This window comes from Lysobacter xanthus (assembly GCF_047159895.1).
Genome location: NZ_BAAGAB020000065.1, coordinates 1 through 14867, shown reverse-complemented (window position 1 = coordinate 14867; position 14867 = coordinate 1). Strand labels below are relative to the sequence as shown.

11 protein-coding genes are annotated in these 14867 nt (G+C 69.3%); 5 read left to right on the top strand and 6 right to left on the bottom strand.

Annotated elements, in window-relative coordinates:
- From uppS to pyrH, 4 genes are all read right to left on the bottom strand, one after another.
- The coding region (gene uppS, locus ACY35P_RS12855; RefSeq protein ID WP_462116234.1) for a polyprenyl diphosphate synthase at window positions 1-406 on the bottom strand (406 nt) is incomplete at its 3' end.
- 115 nt (window positions 407-521) lie between these two features.
- On the bottom strand, window positions 522-1079 hold the full coding sequence (gene frr, locus ACY35P_RS12850) for a ribosome recycling factor (RefSeq protein WP_462116233.1): 558 nt from the start codon (window positions 1077-1079) through the stop codon (window positions 522-524).
- A gap of 64 nt (window positions 1080-1143) precedes the next feature.
- On the bottom strand, window positions 1144-2052 hold the full coding sequence (locus tag ACY35P_RS12845; RefSeq protein ID WP_462116232.1) for a cation diffusion facilitator family transporter: 909 nt from the start codon (window positions 2050-2052) through the stop codon (window positions 1144-1146).
- 4 nt (window positions 2053-2056) lie between these two features.
- Window positions 2057-2776, bottom strand: a complete 720-nt coding sequence (gene pyrH / locus ACY35P_RS12840; RefSeq protein ID WP_462116231.1) for a UMP kinase — start codon at window positions 2774-2776, stop codon at window positions 2057-2059.
- 259 nt (window positions 2777-3035) lie between these two features.
- Here pyrH and ACY35P_RS12835 point away from each other — a divergent pair, with 259 nt between their 5' ends.
- The 3 genes from ACY35P_RS12835 (at window position 3036) to ACY35P_RS12825 (ending at window position 9293) form a co-directional block, all read left to right on the top strand.
- Window positions 3036-6119, top strand: a complete 3084-nt coding sequence (locus ACY35P_RS12835) for a TonB-dependent receptor (protein WP_462116230.1) — start codon at window positions 3036-3038, stop codon at window positions 6117-6119.
- 82 nt (window positions 6120-6201) lie between these two features.
- Window positions 6202-7737 carry a tetratricopeptide repeat-containing sulfotransferase family protein gene (locus tag ACY35P_RS12830; RefSeq protein WP_462116229.1) on the top strand — a complete coding sequence of 512 codons (1536 nt, stop codon included), beginning with the start codon at window positions 6202-6204 and terminating at the stop codon, window positions 7735-7737.
- On the top strand, window positions 7734-9293 hold the full coding sequence (locus tag ACY35P_RS12825; protein ID WP_462116228.1) for a tetratricopeptide repeat-containing sulfotransferase family protein: 1560 nt from the start codon (window positions 7734-7736) through the stop codon (window positions 9291-9293). The genes ACY35P_RS12830 and ACY35P_RS12825 overlap by 4 nt, the downstream gene beginning before the upstream one ends.
- Before the next feature lie 54 nt (window positions 9294-9347).
- Here ACY35P_RS12825 and tsf read toward each other — a convergent pair whose 3' ends face one another.
- Both tsf and rpsB read right to left on the bottom strand, forming a co-directional pair.
- Complete coding sequence (gene tsf / locus ACY35P_RS12820) at window positions 9348-10217, bottom strand: translation elongation factor Ts (protein WP_462116227.1); 870 nt, start codon at window positions 10215-10217, stop codon at window positions 9348-9350.
- A 131-nt stretch (window positions 10218-10348) separates the two neighbouring features.
- Window positions 10349-11182: a 30S ribosomal protein S2 gene (rpsB, locus tag ACY35P_RS12815; protein ID WP_462116226.1), complete on the bottom strand. Its 834-nt coding sequence runs from the start codon at window positions 11180-11182 to the stop codon at window positions 10349-10351.
- Between the two features lie 415 nt (window positions 11183-11597).
- Between rpsB and map the strand changes: the two genes are divergently transcribed.
- Together map and glnD are read left to right on the top strand one after the other, a co-directional pair.
- Entirely contained in the window at window positions 11598-12374 is a 777-nt protein-coding gene (gene map / locus ACY35P_RS12810) for a type I methionyl aminopeptidase (RefSeq protein ID WP_462116225.1), read from the top strand.
- Window positions 12371-14867: [protein-PII] uridylyltransferase (gene glnD, locus ACY35P_RS12805; protein ID WP_462116224.1), on the top strand; the 2497-nt coding region annotated here is incomplete at its 3' end. The genes map and glnD, both read left to right, overlap by 4 nt.

Genomic DNA, 14867 nt, shown 5'->3' with positions numbered 1-14867 from the left:
CGGCGAGCGCACGCGCCGCCTGCGCGATGTCCCAGCGGCCGCCGTAGCTCACGGCGATCACCAGGTCGAGGCGTTCGTTGCGGGCGGTCCGCGCCTCGGCCTGCGCCATGCGCGCCCGGATCGAGTCGGTGAAGCGGCTGCGGTCGCCGATGAAACGCACGCGGGCGCCGCGGCGGTCGAGCTCGTCCACCTCGCGCTCCAGGGCGCCGGTGAACAGCTTCATGAGGCCGCCGACTTCGTCCTGCGGGCGATCCCAGTTCTCGCTGGAGAAGGCGAACAGCGTCAACGCCCGCACGCCGCGCTCGAGGCAGAAGTCGATGCACAGGTTGACGGCGCGTGCCCCGGCGCGGTGGCCGATCAGCCGGGGCCGGCGGCGCTTCTGCGCCCAGCGGCCGTTGCCGTCCATGATGACGGCGATGTGGCGCGGGATGCGGGCGGAGTCGTTCGCGGTCACGGAAGGGTCGTCGGGCGGGCGGTGCGGGGGACCGCGCCGGCGCGTCCCGTGGCGTCGGTCACGGCGGTCAGACCGCCATGAGCTCCTGTTCCTTCGCGCGCACCACCTCGTCGACGTTCTTGATCGCCTCGTCGGTGAGCTTCTGGATGTCGCCTTCGGCGCGCGTCGCTTCGTCCTCGGTGACCTTCTTCTCCTTGAGGAGTTCCTTCACCTGGTGGTTCGCGTCGCGGCGGATGTTGCGGATCGCCACCTTCGCGTCCTCGCCGCCGGAATGCACCACCTTCGCGAGGTCCTTGCGGCGTTCCTCGGTGAGCGGCGGCAGGTTCAGTCGGATCACCATGCCGGCGGTGTTCGGCGTCAGGCCGAGGTCCGAGGCCAGGATCGCCTTTTCGACGGCGCTCACCATGGGCTTCTCCCACGGCGTGATGGTCAGCGAGCGGGCGTCGCTGACGGCCACGCTCGCGACCTGCGAGAGCGGGACCTGCGAGCCGTAGTAGTTGACCTGGATGTGGTCGACGATCGAGGTCGTCGCGCGTCCCGTGCGGATCTTGACGAGGTCGTGGCGGAACGCCTCGACGCTCTTGGCCATGCGCGCCTTGGTGTCGGTCTTGATCTCGTTGAGCATCGCGGGCTCCGTCTCGATTCTGCGGTCGGCCGCGGATTATAGGGCAGCCGCCGCCTGCGGCCGCTCAGTGGTGTGGCGCGCGATCATGCACGTCGTGGTCGCACAGGTCGCCGTGCTCGACCTGCAGCGTCGGATGGTTGATGCCGAAGCGGTGGTCGAGCGCATGGCTCACGCGGTCCAGGAAACCGTCGTGGTCGTCGCGGCCGGGGCGTACGAGGTGGGCGGTCATCGCGATCTCGCCTGCGCCGAGCGGCCAGATGTGCACGTGATGGACCGCGGTGACGCCGTCCTGGCCCGCGAGGAAGGCCTCGACCTCGCGACGGTCGAGGCCGCGCGGCACGGCGTCCATCGCGGCATTGAAGCTCTCCCGCAGCAGGCCGAAGGCACTGATCGCGACGACCAGGCTGACCAGCACCGCGGTCGCCGGATCGAGCCACGACCAGCCGAGCCTCCACATCCCGAGCCCCGCGGCGACCGCGGCGACCGAGACGCCGGCGTCCGCCATCAGGTGCAGGAACGCGGCGCGGCGATTGAGATCGTGGGCGTGCCCGGCATGCATGAGCGCGGCCGCGAGCAGGTTCACCACCACGCCGATCGCGGCGACCACCATCACCGGCAGCGCGGGGACCTGCGGCGGCGCGCTGAAGCGCTGGATCGCTTCCCAGACCAGCGCACCGGCGAATCCGACGAGCAGGAGCGCGTTGCCGAGCGGCGACAGCAGGGTCGCGCGCCGCCAGCCGTACGTGTGCCGGTCGGTCGGAGCGCGACGGGCGAGGCTCGCCGCGGCCCAGGCCAGCGCCAGGCCGGCCACGTCGCCCAGGTTGTGCAGGGCGTCCGACAGGAGCGCGAGCGAGTTCGTCGAAAAGCCGTACCAGCCCTCGACCGCCGTGTAGGCGAGGTTGAGCAGCGTGGCGATCGCGAACGCGCGCGTGGGGTGGGGTGTCGCCCCGTGGTGCGCGTGATGCCCGCCCATCCGGTCAGGCGGCGCGGACGAGGGTGCCGATCGGCTCGCCGCGCAGGATGCGCAGCAGCTGGCCGGGCTGGCTCATGTCGAAGACCCGGATCGGCAGCGAGGCGTCCCGGCACAGCGCGAACGCGGCGGTGTCCATGACCTGCAGGTCGCGACCGAGCACGTCGTCGTAGGACAGGCTGTCGAAACGCACCGCATCGGCGTGCTTCTTCGGGTCCTTGTCGTAAACGCCGTCGACCTTCGTCGCCTTGAGCAGCAGGTCGGCGCCGATCTCGATGGCCCGGAGCGCGGCACCCGAGTCGGTGGTGAAGAACGGATTGCCGGTGCCCGCCGCGCAGATCACGATCCGGCCCTTCTCGAGGTGGCGGACGGCCCGGCGCCGGATGTAGTCCTCGCAGACCTGGTTGATCTTCAGCGCGCTCATCACCCGGCAGCGGGTGCCGAGCTTCTCCAACGCGTCCTGCATCGCGAGCGCGTTGATGATCGTGGCCAGCATGCCCATGTGGTCGCCGGTCACCCGGTCCATGCCGGAGGCCGCCAGGCCCGCGCCGCGGAAGATGTTGCCGCCGCCGATCACCAGCGCCACTTCCGCGCCGGCCTGCTGGGCCTCGATCACCTCGTGCGCCAGCCGGCTGATCACCTTGGGGTCGATGCCGTAATCCTCCTCGCCCATCAGCGCCTCGCCCGACAGCTTGAGGAGGATTCGACGGTAGGCGAGGTCGGACATTCGGTGGACTCGGTGGCGACGGAGCGGTCGCGAATTCTACGCGGTCGGCCCTGCAACTGCCGATCCGGGCGGCAAGGGCGGTTTGTGCCGCAGTGCACAAAAAGTTCCACCCTGCCATTGGTAACGGTCCCGTTTATTCGTGACGGAAATCACGTTTTTAGCTAAACGCTCCGTTAACGGTTGACCCGACGGGTGGCCGGGCGACAGGGTCGTGACGTTCGCCCGGCGACGGGTGCGTCCCCCACTTACGGAGACCTACGTGAAGAGAAACCAGCAGATGCGCCGTGCCCTCCGCCGAAGCGCGCTCACCGTCGCCCTCGGCATGTGCTTCGCGTCGCCCGTCATGGCGCAGAACGCGGGCGGCAACGTCTTCGGCCAGGCCGCGGCCGGCTCCACCGTGGTGATCGAGAACCCCGAGACCGGCTTCCGCCGCGAAATCACCGTCAGCTCGGATGGCGCCTTCCGCGTCACCGCGCTGCAGCCCGGCAACTATCGCGTGACCGTGAAGGGTGCCGATGGCGGCACCACGTCGCGCGACGTCGTCGTCAACGCGGGCGTCGGCACGTCGATCAACCTCGTCGGCGCGAACTCCGGCGTCGATACGGGCGGCTCCCAGCAGCTCGACCGCGTGAGCGTCGTCGGTGCGCGGGCCGTGAACCCGATCGACGTCTCGTCGACGGAGTCGGTGACGATCCTCACCGCCCAGCAGATCGCGAAGATTCCGGTGCCGCGCGACACGACCAGCGTCGCGCTGCTCGCCCCCGGCACCGTCCGCGGCGATGCGGCCTTCGGCAACCTGGCCTCGTTCGGCGGTGCGTCCGTCGCCGAGAACCAGTACTACGTCAACGGCTTCAACATCACCAACTCGTTCCGCAGCCTGAACTTCTCTCAGGTGCCGTTCGAGGCGATCGCCGAGCAGCAGATCAAGACCGGCGGCTACGGCGCCGAGTTCGGCCGCTCGCTGGGCGGCGTCGTCAACCAGATCACGAAGCGCGGCACGAACGAGTTCCACGCCGGTGGCAACATCTTCATGAACCCCGAGGGGCTGCGCGCGCATCGCCGCGACGTCTACTACCGCGACGGCGGTCTGCGCGAGAACAATTCGCAGGACGAGACCTCCAGCTACACCGCGTCGGTCTGGGCGAGCGGCGCGCTGATCCAGGACAAGCTTTTCGCCTACGGCCTCGTGCAGTACGGCCAGACGGAATCGGATACGTTCGGCAGCGTGCTGTCGAGGACGAACACCGGGGCGAAGACGAAGGCGCCGTCCTACCTCCTCAAGCTCGACTGGAACCTCAACGACTCCAACCTGCTCGAGTTCACGGCGTTCTCCGACAAGCGCGACTTCACGACGCGCGTCTACGAGAATGCGCTGGGCGCGCTCGAGCGCGGTGCACTCGTCGGTACCGACTTCTCCGAGCAGGGCGGCGACAATTACGTGCTGCGCTACACGGGCTACCTGTCGGACAATTTCACGCTGTCGGCGCTCTACGGCCACGGTGAGTTCTCCCGCAGCCAGCGCCTGCGTACGGCGGCCGGTGTCGACGTCCGCTACGGCGGCGATCTGAACAACCCGGCCACGGGTTGCCCCGTCGTCGTCGACGCGCGCTCGGCCGCGCGCCAGGCGATCACCGGCGTCTACGCCAGCTCCTGCAACATCAGCGGCGGTGCGATCGATCGCGAAGACTCGAAGGACGAGCGCGACCAGTTCCGCATCGATGCCGACTGGACGCTCGGCAGCCACCAGCTGCGCTTCGGCATCGACGTGGACGACTACACGTCCATTGCCGGTACCTCGCTCGAAGGCGGTCGCCAGTGGCGCTATTCGACCAGCGGCGGGCGGGACATCGTCCGCGAGCGCGTGATCAACCAGGGCGCGACCGTCGAGGTCAAGCAGCGCGCGTTCTACGTGCAGGACAACTGGAACATCACGGACAACTTCATCGCCTACCTCGGTGGTCGCTGGGATACGTTCGAGAACCTCAACGGCGATGGCGACAAGTACGTCGACATCAAGAACCAGTTCGGCCCGCGCCTCGGCTTCTCGTGGGACGTGAATGGCGACTCGTCGTTCAAGGTCTACGGCAACGCCGGCCGCTATGCGCTGCCGCTCACCCCGAGCGTCGCCGTCCGTGGCGCCAGCGCCTCGCTGTTCACCCAGCAGACGTTCTTCTTCACCGGTGTCGACCCGGTGACGGGCGCGCCGATCGGCCTGACCCCGCGTACGTCGCGCATCTTCGTCAACGGCGAGTTCGGCGACGCGAAGAACCCGGCGACCATCGCGACCAACAACCTCAAGCCGATGTACCAGGACGAGTACATCCTGGGCTTCCAGAAGGCGATGAACTCGCACATCAACATCGGTGCGCGCGGCATCTATCGCGATCTGAAGACCGCGATCGACGACAACTGCGACTACACCGCGGTGCTCGAGTCGGCCGGCTTCACGCAGGACACGAACGGTGCGTGGGTGCGCGGCGGCCGCGAGGCCGTGCTGCCGAACGCGGGCTTCCCGTACTGCCGCATGTTCAACCCCGGCCAGGATGCGACCGTCCTCACCGACTTCTTCGATGACGGCAACCTCGAGACGACGACCATTCCGGGCGACCGTCTGAGCCCGAAGGCCCGCCGCACGTACAAGGCCCTGGAGCTCTTCAGCGACATCACCTACGACAAGCTCTTCATCCAGGCGTCCTACACCTGGGCGCAGAGCAAGGGCAACACCGAAGGCGGCGTGAAGTCCGACATCGGCCAGGCCGACACGAGCGTCACGCAGGACTTCGACTACAAGGAACTGACGGTCGACACCTACGGCTTCCTGCCGAACGATCGCCGCCACAGCCTCAAGGTCTTCGGCAACTACGAGTTCAACGACGAGTGGTCGATGGGCGCGAACCTGCTGGTGCAGTCCGGCCGTCCGGTCAACTGTTTCGGCACGCTCGACCTCAACCCGGCGCTGCCGACGACGAATCCGGTTACCGGTGCGGTCATCACGAACTTCACGCCGCATCCGTACGGCTCGTCGTTCATGCGCTGTGCGACGAATCCGGATCCGGCGATCGGCGGCACCGACGACGCGACCGTGGTGCGCGCACCGCGTGGCACGCAGGGTCGCCTGCCGTGGACCAATAGCCTCGACCTGAACTTCGCCTACCGTCCGGCGTTCGTGAAGGGTCTGCAGTTCAAGGTGGACGTGTTCAACGTCTTCAACCACCAGAAGGTGACGAGCATGAGCGAGGTCCAGCAGGACGCCTCGAGCGGCCAGGTGCTCCGCACCTACCGTCTGCCGACGTCCTTCCAGGCACCGCGTGCGGTCCGCTTCATGGTCCAGTACGACTTCTGATCTCTCGACCCGTGAGTCTTTGCGGCCGCCGCGAGGCGGCCGCATTTTTTTTAGCGATAGGATGCGTGCGGGAGAGACGCGCATGAACCTCGAGCGCCAGTGGCGACGCATCCACGACTATCGGGCGGCCGGCAATGTCGAGGCCGCGCGGGTCGCGTGCCTGGCGCTCGTGGGGTCCGGCCGGGACGGCGTGGACGCCTGGCGCGTGCTCGCCGAGCTCGAAACGGCGCGTGGGCGGTATCGCGCCGCGCACGCGGCCGCAGTTTCGGCGGCGGATGCCGCGAGCGCGACCGGATGGGGGTCGCGTCTCTCGATGCTGACGCTGTCGCTGCTGCGGTTCGATGAACTCGCCCGGGCTCGCCGCCTGATCCTCGAAGCCGACTGGAACTCGCCCGACGTACTTCGGCAGGCACCGGTGCTGGCGCAGCATCTCGACGTGGTGGGCGACCACGCGTCGGTGCGCGACGTCTGTTCCCGTGTCCGCACGCGTCTCGCGCCGGATGCTCGCCTCGAATACGTCGACGGGCTGGCCGCGCGCAACCTCGGGGACGGCGACGCAGCGAGTGTGCTGTTCGAGCGCGCCGTCGCCATCGATCCGCACTTCGCGCCGGCCCACTGGTCACTCGCCTACCACGCGCCGCTCGGGCTGGCCCGGCTCCCCAGGCTTGAGGCGGCCCATGCGTCGACGGCGCCCGGGTCACCGGCCGCGGCCGACCTCGCGTACGCGCTCTATCGCGAGAACGAAGCCGCGGGCCGTTTCGACGACGCGTGGACGTGGCTCGCCGGTGGCGCGGGCGCGAAGGCCATGGAGGCACGTTCGGTTCGCTGGCGCGGCCATACTGGAATCCGGGAGCCGGCGCCCATGGCGCCGCCGACGACGACGGCGCGCATCGTATTCATCGTGGGCCTGCCCCGGAGCGGCACCACGGTGCTCGAACGCATTCTCGGCAACCATTCGCGGGTGCATGCGGCCGGCGAACTCAACGCGTTCCATGCCGCACTGTGCGAGGTCTCGGATACGTTCCTTCCGTCACCCGCGACCACGCGTGCGGTTCCGGACGTGGGCGGCGCGGATGATGTCGGCGGGCTCTATCGAGCCGCAATTGCGACCCGCACCGCCGGAGGGCGGATCGTCGTCGACAAGAACCCCGCGAATTTCCTGTATGCCTCGCTCGTCGCGCGCGCGCTGCCGGAAGCCCGCATCCTGTGCCTGCGGCGCGCGCCGATGGATGCCTGTTTCTCCAACCTGCGGGAGCTCTTCGAAGGCGATGCCTACGGCTACAGCTACGACCTCGACGCGCTGGCCGACCAGTACGCCTGGTTCGAGTCCGCACGTGGGACATTCGAACGCGCGATGCCTGGTCGATTCATGAGCGTCCACTACGAGGCGCTGGTCGCGGACCCGCGGCGCGAAGCCGAACGGATTCTCGGTTTCTGCGGGCTCGATTACGAGGAAGGCTGCGAGCGAATCGAGCGCAACGCGACGCCCGTGTCCACGGCGAGCAGCTCACAGGTCCGCGAGCCGATCCACGCGCGCGGTGTCGGCGCATGGACGCGCTATCGGTCCTCGTTGGAGCCACTGCACGATCGCCTCGTCGAGCATGGAATCGAACCGTGACGACCATCGACCGCGGTGAATTGCGGCGGCAGGCCGAAGCGCGCGCGGAGGTCCGGGACTGGATGGGCGCCATCGCCGCGTTCGAGCAACTGCACGGGGAGAGCCCCGGCGATGCCGATGTGCTGCTCCAGCTGTCCTACATGCATTCGCTCGCCGGTCACTACCGGATGGCAAACGAATGCGCGACGCGCGCCGACGCGCTTCGTCCGCGTGCGCCGGCGGTGGTCAAGGAGTTGATCGCGCGGCTGCGGACGTTCAACGAGGGCCGGGCGCTTCTCGATTGCGTCGCCCGGCTGCCGCCCCTGCGGCAGGTAGAAATTCCGGTGTTGCTCGCGTTCGCCGCGCAGCTGAGCTACCTCAACCTGGCCGACCGCGCGCTGGTCTTCCTCGATGAGGCACGCCGGGCCGATCCCGACTATCCGCCGACGTTGCTGTCGCGTGCGCAGGTGCTGACCTACCTCGGCCGTTTCGACGAAGCGCGCGCGGACCTCGATCGCTGCGAGCGCCGTGTCGGTGGGCTTCCCAAGCTGTTCTGGCTGCGGGCGAACCTCGGGGGGCCGGGCGACGCGAAGCGTGCGCAGGCGATGGTCGATGCGCTCAATCGGACGAACCGAACCGCCGAGGACGTCGCGCTGCTCGGGTTCGCGCTGCATTCCGAACTCGACCGGCTCGGCCGCCACGCGGAGGCGTGGCAGGCGCTGGAACTGGGTTGCCGCGCCAAGCGTGCAACGCTCGATTACCGTGCGCCCGATACGGAGCACCTGGTCGAGGCTTTGATCGCGAGCGTGCCGACGGCGTTGCCGGTTCCGGCCGGGAGCGCCGGAGCACGAGTGCCCGTCTTCATCGTCGGCATGCATCGCTCGGGTACGACGCTGCTCGAACAGCTGCTCGCCGCGCACCCCGACGTGCAGGGGGTCGGCGAACTCTACGACTTCACCAGCGCCATGCGCTGGGCCACCGACCACCACTGTCGCGGCGTGATCGACGGCACCGTGGTGGAGCGCGCTGCCGGCATCGACTTCGCCGCGGTGGGCGCGCGCTACCTCGAACGCATCGACTGGCGCCTCGGCGCAGGCCGCTTCTTCACCGACAAGCTGCCGTCGAACTTCCTCAATGCGGGATTCATCGCCCGCGCGCTTCCGCAGGCGAAAATCCTGCACATGGTGCGCGACCCGGTGGAGACCGGGTTCTCCAACCTGCGCGAACTGTTCTCGGACGCCAATCCGTATTCCTACGACCTCGGCGAGCTCGCGCATTTCACGCAGCAGTACCGTCGGCTCATGGCGCACTGGCACCGCGTGCTGCCCGGCCGGATCCTCGATGTGGACTACGGCCGGCTCACGCGCGAGCCCGAGGCGGTGCTCCGCGAGGTCAGTGCGTTCTGCGGCTTCGATTTCCAGTCCGCGATGCTCGATACAGGCAAGGCGCGACGAGGCGTCGCCACGGCCAGCGCGGTGCAGGTGCGGCAGGGCATCCAGGCACGCGACGTCCCGAAGTGGGCTCCGTACGCCACGCAGCTCGCGCCGCTGATCCGGGCGGTCGGGCAGGGTGCCTGAAACGGAAAAGGCCGCGATCGCTCGCGGCCTTTCCGTGCAACCTGGAGCGATGGATCAGGCCAGGCCGGCCTGCTTCATCACTTCGGCGGCGAAGTCGTCCGTCTGCTTTTCGATGCCTTCGCCGACGGCGAGGCGCACGAAGTTGACGACTTCCGCGCCGGCGGCCTTCAGCGCCTGCTCGACCGACTGGTCGGTGTTGAGGACATACGACTGGCCGGTGAGGCACATCTCGTTGATGGTCTTGTTGACCTTGCCCGAGATCATCTTCTCGAGGATCTCCTGCGGCTTGCCGGTGTCCTTGACCTGCGCGAGCGCGATCTCGGTTTCCTTCGCCTTGAACTCCGCCGGGACGTGGGCCGGCGAGATGTACGGCGGGTTCATCGCGGCGACGTGCATGGCGAGGCCGCGCGCGAGCTCCGCGTTACCGCCCTTGAGCTCGACGATCACGCCGATGCGGCCGCCGTGGACATAGGCGGCGAGCGTGTTGGCGCTGTCGATGCGCGCGAGACGGCGGATCTGCACGTTCTCGCCGACCTTGGAAATGACCGCGGCGCGCGTCTCTTCGAGCGTCTCGCCCGACGGGAGCTTGGTCGCCTTCAGCGCCTCGACGTCCGACGCGGCGAGCGCGGCCTGGCCGACGGTCTCGACGAAGCCGAGGAAGTTGGCGTCCTTGGCGACGAAGTCCGTCTCCGAGTTCACTTCGACCAGCACGGCCGCGCCGTCGCCCTGCGCCGCGACGATCTTGCCTTCGGCGGCGATGCGGCTCGCCTTCTTGTCGGCCTTCGCGAGGCCGGTCTTGCGCAGCCAGTCGGCCGCCGCCTCGATGTCGCCGTTGTTCTCGGTGAGCGCCTTCTTGCACTCCATCATGCCGGCGCCGGTGCGCTCGCGCAGTTCCTTCACCAGGGAAGCAGTGATCTCTGCCATGGACGTAAGCCTCGATTCGTGTGGGGAGCCCGCGATGCGGGGTCGCGCGCCGCGGTGCCCGGACGGGCGGCGGTCACGCGGGAAACGGGGAGCGGGGCAGCACGCGATGCGGCTGCCCCGTCCGGTGTCGCTTACTCGGCGGCCGGAGCCGGCGCGTCGGCCTTGCGCGGCGCAGCCTTCTTGGCGGGCGCGCGACGCGGACCCTTGCGGTCGTCCTTGTCGCCACCCTCGGCGCCTTCGGCGGCGGCGAAGTCTTCCTCGCGGACCGACGCGGCCTGCGGCGCGGCGGCCTTGCCTTCCAGCACGGCTTCGGCGGCGGCGCGGGCGTACAGCTGCACGGCGCGGATGGCGTCGTCGTTGCCCGGGATCGCGTAGTCGACCAGTTCCGGGTCGTAGTTGGTGTCGACGACGGCAACGACCGGGATGCCGAGCTTCTTGGCTTCCTTGATCGCGATGTCCTCATGGCCGATGTCGATCACGAAGATCGCGTCGGGCAGGCGGTTCATCTCCTTGATGCCGCCCAGCGACGACAACAGCTTCTCGCGCTCGCGGCGCAGCTGCAGCACTTCGTGCTTGACGAGCTTCTGGAACGTGCCGTCGGTCTCGGCGGCTTCCAGCTCCTTGAGGCGCTGCACCGACTGCTTGACCGTGCGGAAGTTGGTCAGCGTGCCGCCCAGCCAACGCTGGTTCATGTACGGCATGCCGCACAGCTCGGCCGCTTCCTTGATCGACTCGCGCGCGGAGCGCTTGGTGCCGAGGAAGAGGATGACGCCGCGCTTCTGCGCCACGCCCGACAGGAAGTTCATCGCGTCGTTGAAGAGCGGAACCGTCTTCTCGAGGTTGATGATGTGGATCTTGCCGCGGGCGCCGAAGATGTACGGGCCCATCTTGGGGTTCCAGTAGCGGGTCTGGTGGCCGAAATGGACGCCGGCCTCCAGCATCTGGCGCATGGTGATCTGGGGCATTGCAGTGACTCCAGGCAGTGGAACCCGGCCGCGGGAAAGGGGCGGCCACCCGCGCGAGGCGGGCGAGGATTCCGGGGTTGGGCCTCCCTGCCGCGTCCGATGTCCGAACCCCTTTCGGGGCACCCCGGCATCGACGGTGGCGACAGGTGTGTATTCGCCCGGGAACCGCGGCTGGCGGTGCCCTGCGCCCGGCGTGGGCGGCCCGCGGTGGTCTGCGGAGCCCCGGAATTGTAGGCGGGACGGGCACTTGGGGCAACCGGCGGTTCCTGTGGGCCACTTCGCGGCGGTTCCCGGCTGCCGGTCGTCGTCGCGGGCGTCGATGCGGCGCGCGCGCCGGCGTCCCTCGACGCCGTGGTTCCCAGCGTTCCGCCGCCGTCGCGTCGAGCCCGACGGGCCCCGCACGTACAATGGCCGGATGCCGATTTCCCTCAAGACCCCCGAAGACATCGAGAAGATGCGCGTCGCCGGCCGCCTGGCCGCCGAGGTGCTCCAGGTCGTCGCCCCGTACGTCAAGCCGGGCGTGACCACCGAAGAGCTCGATCGCATCTGCCACGACCACATCGTCAAGGTGCAGGGTGCGATCCCCGCCAACGTCGGCTACAAGGGCTTCCCGAAAACCGTCTGCACGTCGGTCAACAACGTGATCTGCCACGGCATTCCGAGCGTCGGCAAGGTCCTGAAGGACGGCGACATCGTCAACATCGACGTCACCGTGATCAAGGACGGCTGGCACGGCGACACCAGCCGCATGTACTTCGTCGGCACGCCATCGGTGATGGCGAAGCGGCTGGTGGAGGTGACGCGCGAGGCCATGTTCCGCGGCATCCGCACGGTCAGGCCGGGGGCGACGCTCGGCGACATCGGCGCCGCGATCCAGGCGTACGCCGAGGGCGAGCGCTTCAGTGTCGTGCGCGAGTACTGCGGCCACGGCATCGGGCGCATCTACCACGAGGACCCGCAGGTGCTGCACTACGGGCGCGCCGGCGACGGCCTCGTGCTGAAGCCCGGCATGACCTTCACGATTGAGCCGATGATCAACGAGGGCACGCGCCACACGAAGGTGCTGCCCGACGGCTGGACCGTCGTCACCAAGGACCGCAAGCTCTCCGCCCAGTGGGAGCACACGGTCGCGGTGACGGACGACGGCGTCGAGATCCTCACGCGCGTCCCGGGCGACGACAACGACCTATGAGCGACGCCGCGGCCGACGCCGCCGCGTGGCCCGTTTCCGCCGACGCTAACGACGTCGCCTGGATCGCCGCCGCCCGGGCGCGCCTGGCCGCGCTGTCCACGGCATTGGCCGATGCCTTCGACGCCGGCGGTGCCGAGGTCGACGCCCGCCCGCTGCTGGCGCGTCGGGCGGCAGGCGTCGACGAAGTCGTTCGCTCCGCGTGGTCGCGTGCCGTTTCCGGCACGCCGGGCGACGGCGATGGGACGCCCGCGCTGCTCGCCGTCGGCGGCTACGGCCGCGCCGAACTCTATCCGCAGTCGGACGTCGACCTGCTGGTGCTGCTCGACGACGCCGCGCAGCCCGCGCTCGCGCCTGCGATCGCACGCTTCGTCGCACTGCTGTGGGATGCGGGGCTGCCCGCGGGCCATGCGGTGCGATCGGCGACGCAGTGCACGGCCGCGTCGATCGACGACATCACGGTGCTGACGGCCATGCTCGAGGCACGCGGACTGTCGGCGACGCCCGATGCACTCGCGCGGCTGGAGTCAGCGGTCGACGAATCGCGCGCGTGGCCGCCGGCCGCCTTCTTCGAGGCCAAGCGCCGCGAACTGCGTGCCCGTCACGCGCGCTTCGGGGATACCGCGGACAACCTCGAGCCCAACCTGAAGGAAGGGCCGGGCGGCCTGCGCGACCTGCAGACGCTGCGCTGGATGGCCCTGCGCGTGCTGCGCACGGGTGACTTCGCATCGCTGATCACGCTCGGGCAGCTCGGCGCCGACGAGCATGCGACGCTGGAGCGGCAGCACGGCGTGCTCGCGCGCCTGCGCTTCGGCCTTCACCTCGTGGCGTCGCGTCGCGAGGAGCGGCTGCGCTTCGACTACCAGAAGGTGCTCGCCGCGCGCCTCGGCCATGTCGACCGCCCCGGCGCGCTCGCGGTCGAGCAGATGATGCAGACGTTCTACCGGGCGGCCAGCCTGGTGCAACGCATCGGCGAACGCCTGCTGCAGCGGTTCGAGGAACAGCTCGAAGGCGAGGGTGAGTCGGTCGCGCTGGTGGATGGTTTCGAACTGCGTCGAGGCTACCTGGCGGCCGCGTCCGTGGCGTGGCCGCGCGACGCGGGCGACGTCTTCGCCCTGTTCGCGGCCTGGGCGGCGCGCCCCGAAGGCGATGCCGTCGGCGAGGTCCGCGGCCTGCATTCGCACACGGCGCGTGCGCTGGCGGAATTCCTCGAATGCCTGCCGTCGTTCGACGCGTCGACACCCGCCGAGCGGGACGCCTTCATGGCGCTGCTGCGGGGCCCGCAGGCGGTGCAGACGCTCACGCGGATGGCGCGGCTCGGCGTTCTCGGGCGCTGGATCCCGGCGTTCGCGAACGTCTCCGGACGCATGCAGTTCGACCTGTTCCACGTCTACACGGTCGACCAGCACACACTCGCCGTGCTCGCCAACGTCGCCGCGTTCGAGCGCGGCGACGACGAACGCTTCTCCCTCGCGCACGAGGTGATTCCGCGCCTGCGCAAACCGGAATTGCTGCTGCTTGCCGCGCTCTTCCACGACATCGCGAAGGGCCGCGGTGGCGATCATTCCGAACTCGGTGCGGTCGACGCACGTGCCTTCTGCATCACGGTCGGCCTTCCGGCCGGCGATGCGGGGATCGTCGAGTGGCTCGTCGCGAACCACCTGCTGATGTCGGTGACCGCCCAGAAGCAGGACATCGCCGACCCCGAAGTCATTCATCGCTTCGCCACGCGCGTCGGCGACCGCGACCGGCTGGAACTGCTCTACCTGCTGACGTGCGCCGACATCGCCGGCACGTCGCCCAAGTTGTGGAACGCGTGGAAGGACCGGCTGCTCGCCGACCTCTACACGTCGACGCGCCTCGCACTTCGGCGGGGCCTCGAGCATCCGCTGGTGGGCGACGAGCGCGCCGCCGAGACCGCTGCCTCGGCGGCGGCGGTGCTGCGTGATGCGGGTATCGACGAGGCGTCGATCGCGCATGTGTTCGCCCGCATGCCGGCGGTCGGCTTCCAGCGCGCGCGGCCCGACCAGGTGGCGTGGCAGGCGCGCACGTTGCTGGGGCTGGACGCGGGCGGCGGCTGCGTCGCGGTGCGGCCGCTGGCGGATGCGGGCGCGCTCGAAGTCTTCGTGCATTCGCCGGACCGCGACGGACTGTTCGCGGCGATCGTGATCACGCTCGACCGGCTCGGCCTCGCGATCGCACAGGCCCGCGTGCTCGACGGCCCGGACGGCCGTGTCTTCGACAGTTTCGAGGTCGTGCCGGCCGACCCCCGCCTGCAGCCGGACGCCGCGGACGTCGCACGGCGCCTCGACGAGGTCCTCGCAGGCCCGCTCGACGCGCTGCGGCCCACCCGGCGCACGCAGCCGCGCCACCTGCGGCATTTCCGCATCGCGCCGCAGGTGGGCTTCGATCGCCTCGAGCGCATCCGGCGCGACTGCGAACGCGGCGGCGCCGACGAGTTGCAGCGCCAAGCCTGCGAGCTGCGGCAGCGAGCGC

What these genes read in the sequence shown, in the direction of transcription:
- frr (WP_462116233.1), bottom strand. Translation starts at nt 1,079, where the DNA reads ATGCTCAACGAGATCAAGACCGACACCAAGGCGCGCATGGCCAAGAGC.
- ACY35P_RS12845 (WP_462116232.1), bottom strand. Translation starts at nt 2,052, where the DNA reads ATGGGCGGGCATCACGCGCACCACGGGGCGACACCCCACCCCACGCGC.
- pyrH (WP_462116231.1), bottom strand. Translation starts at nt 2,776, where the DNA reads ATGTCCGACCTCGCCTACCGTCGAATCCTCCTCAAGCTGTCGGGCGAG.
- ACY35P_RS12830 (WP_462116229.1), top strand. Translation starts at nt 6,202, where the DNA reads ATGAACCTCGAGCGCCAGTGGCGACGCATCCACGACTATCGGGCGGCC.
- tsf (WP_462116227.1), bottom strand. Translation starts at nt 10,217, where the DNA reads ATGGCAGAGATCACTGCTTCCCTGGTGAAGGAACTGCGCGAGCGCACC.
- rpsB (WP_462116226.1), bottom strand. Translation starts at nt 11,182, where the DNA reads ATGCCCCAGATCACCATGCGCCAGATGCTGGAGGCCGGCGTCCATTTC.
- map (WP_462116225.1), top strand. Translation starts at nt 11,598, where the DNA reads ATGCCGATTTCCCTCAAGACCCCCGAAGACATCGAGAAGATGCGCGTC.